At 71.7% G+C, this 13772-nt stretch carries 10 protein-coding genes; 9 read left to right on the plus strand and 1 reads right to left on the minus strand.

All coding sequences use genetic code 11. The annotated features are described in order from the left end of the window. The first annotated feature begins 536 nt into the window (after positions 1 to 536). The 8 genes from ABQ292_RS13015 (at position 537) to ABQ292_RS13050 (ending at position 11279) form a co-directional block, all read left to right on the plus strand. Positions 537 to 1724, plus strand: coding sequence for a glycosyltransferase (locus ABQ292_RS13015; protein WP_369206969.1), 1188 nt, complete (start codon positions 537 to 539; stop codon positions 1722 to 1724). Between the two features lie 84 nt (positions 1725 to 1808). Then, entirely contained in the window at positions 1809 to 3308 is a 1500-nt protein-coding gene (locus ABQ292_RS13020) for an O-antigen ligase family protein (RefSeq protein WP_369206971.1), read from the plus strand. After that, positions 3308 to 4417, plus strand: coding sequence for a glycosyltransferase (locus ABQ292_RS13025; protein ID WP_369206973.1), 1110 nt, complete (start codon positions 3308 to 3310; stop codon positions 4415 to 4417). The genes ABQ292_RS13020 and ABQ292_RS13025 overlap by 1 nt, the downstream gene beginning before the upstream one ends. 105 nt (positions 4418 to 4522) lie before the next feature. Then, positions 4523 to 5677, plus strand: a complete 1155-nt coding sequence (locus ABQ292_RS13030) for a glycosyltransferase family 4 protein (protein WP_369206975.1) — start codon at positions 4523 to 4525, stop codon at positions 5675 to 5677. Positions 5678 to 5683: 6 nt separating this feature from the next. Next, positions 5684 to 6853, plus strand: coding sequence for a polysaccharide biosynthesis protein (locus ABQ292_RS13035; RefSeq protein WP_369206977.1), 1170 nt, complete (start codon positions 5684 to 5686; stop codon positions 6851 to 6853). 182 nt (positions 6854 to 7035) lie between these two features. Further along, positions 7036 to 8154, plus strand: a complete 1119-nt coding sequence (locus tag ABQ292_RS13040) for a glycosyltransferase (protein ID WP_369206979.1) — start codon at positions 7036 to 7038, stop codon at positions 8152 to 8154. Between the two features lie 91 nt (positions 8155 to 8245). Then, positions 8246 to 9433, plus strand: a complete 1188-nt coding sequence (locus ABQ292_RS13045; protein WP_369206981.1) for a glycosyltransferase — start codon at positions 8246 to 8248, stop codon at positions 9431 to 9433. Between the two features lie 316 nt (positions 9434 to 9749). Then, positions 9750 to 11279, plus strand: coding sequence for a sugar transferase (locus tag ABQ292_RS13050; protein WP_369206983.1), 1530 nt, complete (start codon positions 9750 to 9752; stop codon positions 11277 to 11279). Positions 11280 to 11512: 233 nt separating this feature from the next. Here the strand turns inward: ABQ292_RS13050 and ABQ292_RS13055 are convergent, their stop codons facing one another. Continuing rightward, positions 11513 to 12463, minus strand: coding sequence for a glycosyltransferase (locus tag ABQ292_RS13055; RefSeq protein ID WP_369206985.1), 951 nt, complete (start codon positions 12461 to 12463; stop codon positions 11513 to 11515). A gap of 186 nt (positions 12464 to 12649) precedes the next feature. On the opposite strand from ABQ292_RS13055, the gene ABQ292_RS13060 reads away from it, so the two are divergent. Further along, entirely contained in the window at positions 12650 to 13714 is a 1065-nt protein-coding gene (locus ABQ292_RS13060) for a glycoside hydrolase family 26 protein (protein WP_369206987.1), read from the plus strand. The last annotated feature ends 58 nt before the right edge of the window (positions 13715 to 13772 follow it).

Below are 13772 nucleotides of genomic sequence, written 5' to 3' on the forward strand. Positions count from 1 at the left end.
CTAGATCGGTCCACCATGCGGGCCGGCCGGGCGGTCCGCCCGGCCACGTGCCGGTCCTCCACGGGCGGCGTTCCCCACGGCGTCGGAGTCGGCCCGGACACCGGAAGCGCAGGTCGGGTCCTCGATCGGGCGAGGCTGACTCCCATGGCAGGTCGTCCGAGCAAGTAGCCTCCGCTGTCGACCCATCACGTCGGCACGGGGAGGACACATGTGCGGAGGGCCGATCTGGCGAGGACAGTCGCGACTTCGGGCAGGGGCTGACCCCACGGTCCGCCGTCGCCGAACCACGCGGACGTCCCCGAGGTGAGGGCCCCGGCGACCGCCCGAGACGTGGTGCACCGGCCACCGTCCGACCGGACGCCGCCGGTGTCCGAACCGTGCGGCGGGCACGACGTGCCCTCCGCGGGGCGAGGCAGCCCCGCGGCGGGCCGAGACGATCCCTCCGAGCTCAGGCGCCTGGCCGAGACGGAGATCACGCGTGCACCTATCGCACCGCAGCGCCTCGTCCGCGCCGCGCAACGGTAGACGTGTCAGCGATGTCTTCCGTCGACGCGCGCGGGTCGACGGGTGAGCCCCTGAGGGTGCTGGTGCTCGACCACTGCGCCCAGCTCTCGGGCGCTGAACTGGCGCTCGTCCGGTTGCTGCCGCACGTGCCCGGCGTCGACTTCACCGTGCTCCTGGCCGAGGACGGACCTCTCGCGGACAGACTGCGCGCCGTGGGCGTACGGGTCGAGGTCCTCCCCCTCGCGGTCGGCGCGGCCACCCTGCGGAGGGACCGGATCAGCCTGACCAGGCCGCCCGTGAAGGCGATCTGGTACGCCCTCACCTATGCGTGGAGGCTGGCACGGGTCATCCGTCAGGAGGCGCCGGACCTCGTCCACACCAACTCCAACAAGGCGCACCTCTACGGTGGCGTGGCGGCGAGGATCGCGCGTGTCCCGCACGTCTGGCACGCCAGGGACCGGATCGACTCCCGCTACATGTCCGCCTCGGCTGCTGCGTTGTCCAGATTGGCCGTCTGGACGCTGCCGCGACTCGTCATCGCGAACTCCCGGTCCACCCTCGCGACGGTCGCTCCTCGATGGCGCCGGGGACGGACCGTCGTCCTCCCCGAGCCGGTCGAGCAGACACCGCGCCAGGACCCCGTGCACGAGCGCGACGACGGCCTTACCGTCGGGATGGTCGGTCGCATCACGCCGTGGAAGGGGCAGGACGTCTTCCTCCGCGCCTTCGCGCAGGCCACACACGACCGACCGCACAGTCGAGCGGTGATCGTCGGTTCAGCCATGTTCGGTGAGACGGACTACCTCGCCGAGTTGCACCAGCTCGTGGCCGAACTCGACATCGACGGACGCGTGACGTTCACGGGGTTCTCCGACGACGTCCCGGCGGAACTGCAGGCAATGGACGTCCTGGTGCACGCGTCGCTCATCCCCGAGCCCTTCGGCCAGGTGGTGACCGAGGGCATGGCCGCCGGACTGGCCGTGCTGGCAGCCGATGCCGGGGGACCGAGTGAGATCCTCGAGCACGGCGTGACTGGCCTCCTCCACCCTCCCGGTGACGTGGACCTGCTCGCGGAGCACATCCAGCTCGTCGCCCGGGACCCTCGCCTCCGTGCGTCGATGGGGGCGGAGGCGCGACGCGCGAGCAGGGCCTACGACGTCGGGCTCATCGCCGCGCACCTGCACCGCGTCTACGCGGACGTCTTGGGGCGTTGCCCGTGACGCGCTCTGACGCCAGGTCGGCGTCATCAGCTCCCGGCCATCCGCGGGCGCCCCACACCGAGAGGCACGACAATGGATGAGGCGGTGGCGTCGCGGGACGGCGCGCGCGGAGCGAAGCTCGTCGGGTTGTACGGGACGTCGGCCGCGGTCGTGGCTGCGGGTGCGGCACTGCTGGTGGTCTTCACCGACCTCGACCCGGGCCTCGTGCTCACGGTCGCCGGCGCGGTGGTCGTCGCCGGCATCGCGCACCACGCCACCACCTGGGCCCTGCACGCCTTCCTGATCACGCTCCCGCTGTTCCCGTACACGGGTGAACTGGCCGGCGGCTCGGTCTTCTCGGGGTTCCTCGTCGGGCTGCCCGTCGCCGTCGTCTGTCTGCTCCGGTACGTCGGTCTCCCGAGGCGGACCCGCCCCGGTGCCACGGCTGTCACCGTGGTCCTCCTGGTGCTGGCCGTGAGTGTGAGCGCCGTGGCCTCCGGGAGTCCGTACGCCCTGTCCCGCGCGGCCTACCTGACCTTCTTCGTCGGGTTCGGCCTGGCTGTGCACGGTGCGGTCCGCACCGGGGCGACGACGGGAGCGAGGGTGCTCCAGTCCCTGACGATCGGTGGTCTGGTCGCCGGCGTCGTGTGCCTCCTGCAGTACGCCTACCAGTTCTTCGTCGGGGAGCCCGAGTTCTATGATCTGCTCGCGCAGGCCAACGCAGTGTGGGGCGGCACCACCGCCAACTCCATCGGCCTGCTGAACGTCTACGTGCCCAGCGTGGGGCAGTTCCGGGGCATCGTGCCGTTCATGGCATCGCCGAGTGCCGGTCAGTACTTCGCCGTGACGGCCTTCACGGCGCTGCTCCTGCTGGTCCACCGGAGGCTGCCCGTCCTGAACGCCGCGGCGATCGTGGTCATCGGGGCAGCTCTGGCCATCACCTTCTCGCGTCAGGGACTCGTGGCCTTGCTGGTCGTCACCGCCGGATACCTAGTCCTGAGGAGCAGTCGGCGCGTCGTCATCGCCGGTGTCGCCCTGGTGGGCCTCCTCGCCGTGCTGTTCGTGAGGCCTCCCGGCGCCCAGGAGAGCCTGGGCGACAACATCCTCCGCGCAATCGACTCGGGTGACGTGAGCACCTCCGGCCGGCTGGACCTGCTCACGTCCGCCGTGGGCGAGGCCGTCGACCGCGCTCTCACGCTCGGTGTCGGGCCCGGGCTCTACGCCCAGTTGTCCGACGACGGGACGGGTGGCCTGGTCTACTCGCACAACACCTTCATCGACGTGTTCATCGAGACGGGCGCTCTCGGTGGGCTGGCACTGATCGCCGCGGTGCTCGCCGTCTGTCGTGCCGCGTGGCGTGCTCGGTCCCCCGTCCTGGGCGTGCTGGTCCTGGTCCTCCTCACCTGGATGCTGGACAACGTCCTCTACTTCCCGCGGAACGGTCTCCTGCTGGCGGCCGTCGTCGCCGTGTCCACCGTCGCGCCCCGCTTCGCCGACCGGCCGGTCACCGAGGGACGTGGGCGGCACCGCCGCGAGGGCGTACCGCCGGTCCCCGACCGTCCCGCCGGAGGCGGGTCCCGTCCTGGCGAGGAGGTGTACGGCTAGTGGACCTGGACCCCCGCGAGTGGACGATCAGTCACGACTTCGCCTTCGTGTCGGGGGGTGCCGAGTGGGTGACGAGGTGCCTGAGCGAGCTCGTCCTCCCCGGCGCCCCGGTGCGGTTCATCGGCGCGGACGACGACGTGGTGCGGCACTTCGGGGTGCCCCGGGGTCCGGACCTGCTGGGCGCGCTCCCGGTCACCCGGTGGAACCACCGCTGGCTCGCGCCCCTCTACCCGGTGCTCCTGAGGAGGGCGAGACCGGCCGCCGGGCACCTCCTGGCGTCGTCCTACGCCTTCTGTCACGTCGTCCCGTCCACGGGGATGAAGGTCGTGTACTGCCACTCGCCGCTCCGGCACGCCTGGAGCGGCGCGGCGATGTACACCAAGGGTGGGTCGCTCCCCGTGCGGATGGCCACCCGCCTCCTCGGCGGGTACTTCAGGCACGCCGACCAGCGGGCGGCCGAGTCGGTCACCGCCTTCATCGCGACGAGTCGGGCCGTCCGGGACAGGATCCACCTCGCCTACGGCGTCGCGGACGCGCCCATCGTGCCGCCGCCCTTCGACGAGCGCGTCTTCACCTTCGACGCGGACGCGGTCCGGGACGGGTTCCTCTGGGTGGGCCGGATCGCAGAGCCCTACAAGAGGCTCTCGCTGGCCATCGAGGTCATGCGCGACATGCCGAACAAGACGCTCACGGTCGTCGGCGAGGGGCGCGACAGGGCGCGGCTGCAGCGCACGGCTCCCAGCAACGTCCGCTTCCTCGGCTGGCGGAGCGCGCACGACCTGGTGGACCTGTACCGCTCCTCGGAGGGACTGTTCTTCCCCGGCGAGGACGACTTCGGCATCGTGCCCGTGGAGGCTATGGCCTGCGGGACCCCGGTGATCGCATACCGGGCCGGTGGGGCACTGGACACCGTGGAGGAGGGCTTCTCCGGGGTCTTCTTCGACACACCGTCGGTGGAGAGCCTGGGTCAGGCGATCAAGGAGCTCCTGGCGCAGGACTGGGACCACGCGGAGGTTGCCTCCCGGACGTCGCAGGTCTACTCCCGCCTGGCCTTCCAACAGCGGATGACGGACACGCTCCGCGGAGTGGTCGGGGACCGCGACCGGTGACGACACTCGGTGGTCGAGCTGTCCCCCGGGGCTCGGCACAGGAGCACGACCGGATCGGTCCTCCGCTGTGCGTGTCGATCACTGCCTGCACCCGTGGGGGAGTCGATGGGGCGCCGTAGGCCGACGTCGCACCGCCCGCAGGGGGCGGCCCCCGGCGTTGTGGTGATCGGGGACGGGTGGTTCCCCGACCGGCCTGGAGGGCTGAACCGCTACGTAGCGAGCCTCTGCCACGCCTTCCAGGCGCTCGGTGTGGAGCAGCGCGTGCTGGTCCTGGGACCGTGCCGGGAGGACCCGGTCGAGGGTCTTGTGGACGTCGCGAGGGTCGAGGACCCCCTGCCGCTGCGTCTCCTCGCTCTGTTCCGGGTGCTGCGGCGCGTCGTGCGGACCGGTGACGTCGTCGTCGCGCACTTCGCGCTCAACGCCCTGCCGGCACTGTGGTCGCGACGGTCCTCGGGGTTGGTCTTCCACTTCCACGGGCCCTGGGCAGCGGAAAGTGCGGTGGAAGGCGCGTCCCCCGTGGTGGTGTCGGCCAAGAAGCGCATTGAGCGTCTGGTCTTCCGGCGCGCCGAGGCGTTCGTCGTGCTCTCCCGGTCCTTCGCGTCGGTGCTCGAGGAGGAGTACGGGGTCGAGGCCTCGCGCATCCGCGTCGTCCCTCCCGGCGTGGACCACGAGCGGTTCGTGGCCGGCCCGGACGCAGCGGTGCAGGACTACGCGGTCTGCGTGCGTCGTCTCGTGCCGCGGATGGGTCTCGACGTCCTCCTTCAGGCGTGGGCCCGCAGCGGCGTCCGTACCAAGCTCGTGCTGGTCGGCGACGGACCGGAGCGCCCTCGCCTCGAGCAACTGGCAGCGGAGTTGGGGCTCGGCGCCGTGGTGGAGTTCCGAGGCAGGGTGTCCGACTCGGCGCTCGCGTCGCTGTACCGCGGTGCCCGGTTCTCCGTGGTCCCGTCCGTCGCTCTGGAGGGCTTCGGTCTCGTCGCTCTCGAGTCGCTGGCCAGCGGTGTCCCCGTCCTGGGCAGCGACCTCGGCGGGTTGGGTGAGGTGATCGGGGACTTCTCGCCGGAACTCATCGTGCGTCCAGGCGACCCCGTAGCCCTGGCCGCCCGGCTCCGGGACGTCGCATCCGGACGGATCCCGCTCCCGAGCAGGGCCTCCTGCACCTCGTTCGCGCAGCGGTACACGTGGGAGGCCACGGCCGCGACCTGCCTTGAGGTGTACCGGGACGCCGGCCGGCAACGACCGGCACCCGATGGGCCCGAGTGATCGTCCGTGCTGCTCGGGAGGACAGGCGCGCTGCTGCAGCAGGCCGCGGTGGTGTTGGCGGGCCTGCTGTCAGGGGTGCTCCTGGCTCGTGAGCTGGGCGTCGTGGGGCGCGGCGACTACTCGAGGGTCCAGGTGCTCTACGTCCTGGCGCCCCACCTCCTGTCGCTCGGGGTGCCGCTGGCCCTCCTCCCGAGGAGCGCAGCAGGACCGGAACCCCGCATCGTCCTCCTGCACGTCGTCCTGGCGTGGACTGCGCTGGCAGGGCTGGGCCTGGTCGTGATCACGCCGTCCTCGGCGAGTTACGTGGTGGCCCTGCTCATGATCGGACCCGTGCTCGTCGGGTGGAGCGAGTCGTTCCTCGTCAGGAGTGCGCGTGAGACCTGGGTTCAACCCCTGAGGACGGTGGACGTCGTCTCCTCCTCGGTGGCGATCACCGTCGTCGGTCTCCTCGGGACGCTGTCGATCGAGGTGGCGGTCGTCTGCCTGTTCCTCCCGACGGTGGCCATGAGAGTGCCGATCGTGGTCTGGCTGCGCCACGGACTCCGGGGACCCACCCACGCCGGCCGCTCGCTCTACCGACACGGAGCCGCCCGACTCTGGCCGCGGGAACTCCTCGGTGCGGTCGGCTTCCACGCGGACCTGATCGCCGCGATGCTGCTGCTCTCCCCCCGAGAGCTGGGGGTGTACGCCGTGGCGTCCGCGATCGGTCGCCTGGGCATGGCGCCGTACCACGCCTTCTACGGCGAGAGCCTCCGGTCCGTCGCGTCCGGCTCCGCCCTCCGGGTGACCCTGCTGCGGCTGGTACCGGTCCCCACCGGGATGAGCCTGCTGGGTGTCGCTGGCCTGGTCCTGGTCGGAGGGCCGCTGGTGTCTTTGGTGTTCGGCGAGCAGTACGCCTCGGCCGGACCCCTGGCGGCGGCCCTGTTGGCGGCGTTCGCGTGTGGCGGACTGGCATCCCTGCTGGAAACGCTCATCACGGCAGGTCTGCCTGCGGCCGCCTCGGTCCGTCCGCGCCTGGTCTCCCTGCTCGCCGGCTGCGGCGTCTGGGCGGCGGCGTACTGGCTCGACCTCGGCCTGGTCGGTGTGGTGCTGGGACTCGCCGTGACGAACGTGCTGGTCCTCACGCTCACGGCGTTCGACCTGTCACGGCGGAGTCCGGCGTGGCTCGACGCGTGACGTCCCCTGTGGGAGGCCGGGCCGTCGGCGCCGGCGTCGGTGAGCCCTCCGTCCCCGTCCTCCGCTAGCGCTGAACCCAGACGTGTCCCACCGGCGGCCCGGGGACACGCAGTCCCATCCGATCGGCGGAACTCCGACTGTCCCGGCTCGACCCATCACGGCGCTTCTATAGGGTCTGGCCCATGATCGACCGACCCCGGCGCGGTGTCCTCGTCGCGTCCGGCATGCTCTTTCTGGCCGGTCCGGTCCTGCCGCTGGCGCTCGGCGCGGTGGAACGCCTCCTCGGCCGCGGGACGGGGTCGCACCCGGCGCCGGACCCCCTCCCCGAGGACCCGTTCGTCGAGGTCATCATCCCCGCCTACCTCGAGCAGAGCACGGTGGGGGACACGGTCGAGAGACTGACCACGGACTTGGAGAAGTCCTCAGTGCGGCACCTCGTGCACGTGGTGGCCAGTGACGAGGCCACCGCCGTTGCAGCGGCTGTCGCTGGCAAGGTGACCCTGACCGGGCGGGGAGGTAAGCCAGCCGCCGTCAACGCGGCCGTCGAGCAGTCGACCGCCGATGTCGTCGTCCTCACCGATGCGAACTGCCGGATCCAGCCGCCGGACTGGCCGGTGCGGATGCTCCGTGAGCTCCAGGAGACCAGTCTCCTCAGCGCGAACAAGACGGAGAACGGGTCGGATGACGTCCTGTTCTGGCTCCTCGAGTCGTGGTTGAAGCGGGAGGCCAGCGAGAGGGGAGGGACCCTGGCCGTGGTGGGTGAGTTCCTGGCGCTGCGACGGCGGGACTACCGGGCGGTGCCGCCCGCAACGACGTCTGACGACCTCTGGCTCGCGATCGACTTCGATGCCCGCGGGCTCCGCGTCAGCGTCTCCCCGGCCATCGTGACCTGCGAGGACCCGGTCCCTCGTCGGGAACAGTGGGAACGCCGGGTGCGCATCGCCTACGGCCAGCTGTCCGAGGCGCTGCCGAGGCTCCCGGCACTGTCCCGGACGCCGGCCGGCCGGGACTACCTCGCCCACAAGATGTACCGGCTCACCGTAGGAGCGGCCGCCTTCTGGGTCGGTGTCGGAGCCGTGGTGAGCGCGCGGCCCCGTGTGTTGGGACCCCTCGTGGGTGTTCCCGTTGCCGCTGCGGTTGCGCAGTACCGCGGTCTCCTGTCGGTCACGACCCCCCTCGACCCCGTGGCCGCGGTCGTCGCCCTCCAGGCCATCCCCGTCGCGGCGGCGTCCCGGATCCTGCGGCGGCGCCTGCGTCGCAACCAGCCGACCGCTGTCGGCTGGCGCAAGGTCCCTCGCTAGACCCACTCACCGACCGCTCAGGTCCCGACCACCACTCGCGGCGAGTGGGGTTCCCGCCTGGGCCGTCGTCACTCGCTGGAACAGGACCCTCATGTCACACACCGCTCGGCCGGCCGCGGGCCGACGCATCCTCCTGCTGACCAAGACCGACTTCGAGGACCCTCGGGACGGGGGGAGCCTGCGGGTGGCAGCCCTGGTGAGCGAACTGACCGAGGCGGGCTTCGTCGTCGACGCGCACGTCGTCCGCGCCCGGAAGCGCAGCGGTGCAGGCGCGTCCGGGCGATGGAGCCCGGGCTCCGCACGCTCCCTCGTGCGCGTCCTCGTCCGTTTCCTCCGGGCCCGCAGCATCTCGGCCCTGACCTGGTTCAGCCCCCGGGTCGTGCGCGAGGTGCACCGGGACCTGGAGCAGCACCGGTACGACCTGACGGTCCTGGAGTTCACGCAGCTGCTGGGTTACCTGCCCGTCGTACCGCGCCCCGTCCTCGTGGACATGCACAACGTCGAGTCCGAGCTGATGGCCAACTACGCGAGGTCGGCCACCTCGCGGCTGAAGCGGCTGGCCGCCCGGTACGAGGCCGCTGCGCTGCGGAGGATGGAGAGCCACCTGCCGCGGCAGGTCGACGCCGTCGCCACGGTCAGCCAGCGGGACGCGGACCTGCTGCGGGACCTGGCCGGCGGCCGTCCGGCGGGGGCCGAGATCGTCGTGGCACCCAACGGCGTGAGCGACGCGGCCTTCTACACGTCCGGCCCCCGGAGCAGGACCGTCGTCTTCGTCGCCCACCTCGGCTGGCGACCCAACGTCGACGCCGCGGAGTGGCTGGTCAGAGAGGTCTGGCCCCACGTGCAGGCGCTGGACCCCGGCCTGGTGCTCCAGCTCGTGGGCCGCTCGCCGGCGGCGTCGGTGCGGACCCTGCAGGGGCCGACGGTCGAGGTGCACGCCGACGTCCCCAGCGTCCTGCCGTACGTCACGGCCGCGCGGGTGGCCACCGCGCCGCTCCTCGCTGCGGGGGGGACGCGGCTGAAGATCCTGGAGGCCCTGGCGTGCGGCACGCCGGTGGTGGCGACCCCGCTGGGAGCCCTCGGCCTCGAGTCGCTGGAGGGTGCACACCTCCGGCTCGCCGAGTCCGCGGAGGCCTTCGCGCACGCGGTCGTCGACGTCGCACGGCAGGACCCGGACCGAGGGGCCGTGCGCGCGGTGGTCGAGCCCTACCGGTGGCACAACGCCCTGGGGTCCCTCGTCGACCGTGCGACCGCACTCGGCTCGCGGGCCGGCGGATAGACGGGCGCGGGCACGCGAGGACAGGCCCGTCACGCTGCAGGCGCGAGGTCCTCATGATGTGGCTCCCGTCACGGACGGTGAGCAAAAACCCTGTCCATTCCTCACTCTCGGTCACTAGTGAGTGACAAGATCCGAAGTCCTCCACGCGTGTCCGCCGATGGTGCGCAAATGGGCTCCCCGAGCGGTCGAGCATTGTGCAAGATCTCCGCTGCACGGGGTGGGCAGGTCACCGAGGGTCATGGTGATCTCCGCTCGCCCGGCTCGCGGCGTCGCCGGGGGCCGAGGACGACGCTCCAGACGCCGTGTCCGGAGCCTGATGTCACACGGGGGTCGGATGTACACGGTCACTCCAGGTGACGGGCTGAGACGCTCCGAGCCGCGGCCGGATGCCGGACGCGGGGCGCTCACCCGGGCCGCCTCGCGCCGTGACGACTCCGTCGACCTCCAGGCGTGGGAGCGGGCCTACGTCCGACGCATCATGGTGACCGACGGCGTCGTCGCGCTGGCCGTCTCGGCGGCCGGGTACCTCGTGCGCTTCGGCCCCGGCAGCACGCCACCCGGCAACGCGGCGTCTGTCTGGATGGCTGTGCTCCTGCCCGCCGTGTGGGTTCTCGCCATGCTGGTCTCCCGGAGTTACGAGCGGCGGTTCCTCTGGGTCGGCGCCGAGGAGTTCCGGCGCGTCTTCTCCGCGGCCGTGTTGCTCCTCGCCGCCGTCGCCACCGTCAGTTATGCCTTCAAGCTCGAGGTGGCTCGCGGCTTCGTCGTGGTGGCCCTCCCGCTGGCGACGGTCCTCACGCTGCTCACCCGGTACCTGCACCGGTCCTGGGTGCACCGCCAGCGGCAGTACGGGCGCTTCCAGCGGACGATGCTCATGGTCGGCCACCGCAGCGGGGTCGAGGCGTTGCACGGGCAGATCGAGCGGGACGCCTACCACGGGTACCGGGTGATCGGCTGCTGCCTGCCCTCCGACCAGCGTGACCGCCCGACTCCCGTCTTCGACGGCATCCCCGTCCTCGGGAGCCTGGACGAGGTCGCCGAGGTCGTGCGCGGGTACGACGTCGACACGGTCGCCGTGCTGCCCTCCCGGGAGCTGGACGGTCCGGCGCTGCGCCAGCTCGGGTGGGACCTGGAGCAGACCCGGGCCGAGCTGCTCCTCGCCCCTGCGGTCACCGAGATCGTGGGCACGCGGGTGAACATCCGCCCGGTGTGCGGGCTGCCCCTGCTCCACATGGAGCGTCCGGAGCTGCGGGGCGTCCGTCGCCTGACCAAGGAGACCCTCGACCGGGTGGCCGCCGCGGTCGGCCTGCTGGTGCTCCTGCCCGCCCTCGTGGCGATCGCGACGGCCGTGCGGATGACCAGCCGCGGTCCCGTCCTGTTCCGTCAGGAGCGGGTGGGCCGGGACGGACGCCTGTTCCCGATGCTGAAGTTCCGCAGCATGGTCGAGGGCGCCGAGCGCATGGTGCCCACCGAGCACGACGACGGCAACGGGGTGCTGTTCAAGCTGCGGGAGGACCCCCGTGTCACGCCGGTCGGCCGGTGGCTGCGGCGGTTCTCCCTCGACGAGCTCCCTCAGCTGATCAACGTCCTCCGTGGGGACATGTCGCTCGTGGGACCCCGACCCCCGCTGCCGTCCGAGGTCGAGCGCTACGGCCTGGACATGCGCCGGCGTTTCCTGGTCAAGCCCGGCCTCACCGGGCTCTGGCAGGTCAGTGGACGGTCGGACCTCTCCTGGGACGACTCCGTCCGCATCGACGTGCGCTACGTGGAGAACTGGTCACTGGCGTTCGACTTCATGATCATGTGGAAGACGCTGGGCGCCGTCTTCCGGGGGCCTGGCGCCTACTAGCCAAGGGCGGGGTACCGCTGCGACGCAGCCGGGCCGGAGGTCGCCCCGGCTTGATCCGCGGGGACGGTCGCCGGTCGGTCACACCCGCAGGACCGTCGGTCGCGGGTGGTCCTGCTCCACGGCGACACCGGCTGCCCACGCCGGGCCAGGTCCCTGCGCGATCCGGCCCGCCAGGCCGCCCGGAGGGGCGGTCCTGACGGGCCCCGGTGCGGCGACGGGAGAGACCTCGTCGCTCAGGTGCGGGACGTGACGAGGCGGCCGCCGACGAAGGCCCGCCCCGTGAAGGTGCCCACTGCGTGAGCCCAGAACTCCCGCGCCCGGCGGCGGTCACGGCGGAGGACCTGGACCGCCGACCGGATGGCGTAGCCCAGACCGAACAGGACGACCATGACCTCGGCGCGGAACCGAGGGTGGAACTTCCGGAGGTACTGGGCCATGGAGGCCCCCCGCAACCGCATCATCTCCAGGGACGGGGCCCCCGAGCCGCCGCTCGAGCCGGCGATCGGGACGTCGGTCCGCAGTCGCGGCACCAGTCCTCCCCGGCGACTGGCGCGGCCGAACGCGACGTCCTCGTTGTAGACGTAGAAGTCCTCGTCGAAGCAGCCGAGGTCGAGGAAGGTCTGCCGGCGCACCGCCATGCAGCCGCCACTGACCCAGTCGAGCTCCTCCGGCTCACCGATCACCGGGCGGGCGTAGATCCCCGCACGCGGGAAGGGCTTGTGCAGGCCCAGCGCGTGGACCGCGGCGCGGCGGACCGAGGGTTCCCAACCGCCCACACCGATCTGGGACCGGCCGTCGTCCTCGACGAGCGTGCCCCCGCTGGCCGAGCACCGCGGATCGGTGGCCACGTCCTCGACCAGCGTGGCGAGATCGCTCGTGGTGGGCCGGGTGTCCGGGTTGACGAACACCAAGTGCTCCGCGCTCGAGGTGCGCGCTCCCAGGTTGGCCGCGCGCGCGAAGCCGACACCGCCTCCCCGCAGGTACCGGCCGCCCGGGCGGGCGAGGACCACCTCCTCGAGTCCGTCGGCGCCGTCGGAGTTGTCGACGACCACGAGGGGCAGGTCGGTCGGCAGGCCGGCCAGCATCTGCTCGATCTGCGCGCGGCTGCGGTACGCGACCACGACGAGCTCGACGTCGGCCAGGGAGCCGGCAGCTGGTGGGGGCGGGACGGGACGTTCGGTCACCTGCTCACCTGCGCGGACATGTAATCTCCAGTCACTTGAGGGTGGCGTCGCGACTCAACGTCTGGTCTCCAGCGAGCTGCGCCGACATGATCTTCCACGACCAGGCGCAGGATCATCGCATCAGACACGGGAGAGTGACAGGTGGCCGCTGAGACGCAGGAGACCCCTCCGGGTGGCTCGACGTCCGTGACCCCGCACCCCTCCGGGCCCTGGCAGGTCGCCCACCCGGGCCGTCGACGTCGGTGGGTCGCCGTCCTGGCGATCGTCGCCGTGGTGACGGGCCTCGCGGTGGGTGCGTACGTCGTCCTGGGGGACGACCCGGTCCGGGTGGAGCAGACCCCCGACCCCCGCGTGTCCCCACCCGCGGACTGGCTGTCCGGAGCCGCCACCGAGGACGTCGTGACCATCGACCAGATGGGGGAGTGGCGGGGCCGGCCCATGGAGATCGGCGGCACGTGGTCGGACAACAACGAGGCGATGGTCGAGCTCTGGCAGTTGCACGACGAGGAGCAGTTCGGCTCCTGGGACCGGCCGCTTGACATCGCCATCGGTGCGATCGACGACGACCAGGAGGGGGAGAGCTGGGAGGAGGCTGCCGAGGGGGCCTACGACGACCGGTGGCGGGAGTCCCTGACCAACCTCCGTGAGCTGCGCGAGGACAAGTCCGGCACCACCTACATCCGCTTCGCCCACGAGATGAACGGCGACTGGTTCGACTGGTCGGTCGACGCCGACAACCACGAGGCGTTCGTCGAGGCGTGGAAGCGCTTCCGGGCGCTGCAGCAGGAGGTCTTCCCCGAGGCCCAGTTGGTGTTCAACGTCAACCGGGAGTCGGTGGGCACCGACATGGACTGGCGTGAGTTCTTCCCCGGCGCGGAGTACGTCGACGTCATGGCCGTCGACTACTACAACCGCTACCCGTACGTGGAGACCGAGCAGGAGTGGGCCGACACGCTGGACGACACGGACGAGTACGGCGCCCCCAAGGGCCTGCAGGCACACCTCGACTTCGCGCGCAGCGTCGGTCTGCCGCTGGCGGTACCGGAGTGGTCGGGCAGCGCCGAGGACGGCGACTCCCCGGCGTTCATCCGAGGGATGTACGAGTTCTTCTCCGAGAACGCCGGGACCGGCGCCGGCGAGGTGCTGTACGAGATCCACTTCAACGTCGACAAGGACGACCTGAACTGGCTGCTGTTCGGCGAGTACCTCCGGATGCCGGAGTCCGCCCGCACCTACCAGGAGCTGTGGTGACCGCGCGAGGCTGCGGCCGTCCGGTCCGCTGACCGGCGGGGCCGTGCGCGTCCCGGCT

Origin of the sequence: Geodermatophilus maliterrae, from assembly GCF_041018925.1 — a bacterium.
Lineage (GTDB): Bacteria > Actinomycetota > Actinomycetes > Mycobacteriales > Geodermatophilaceae > Geodermatophilus > Geodermatophilus maliterrae.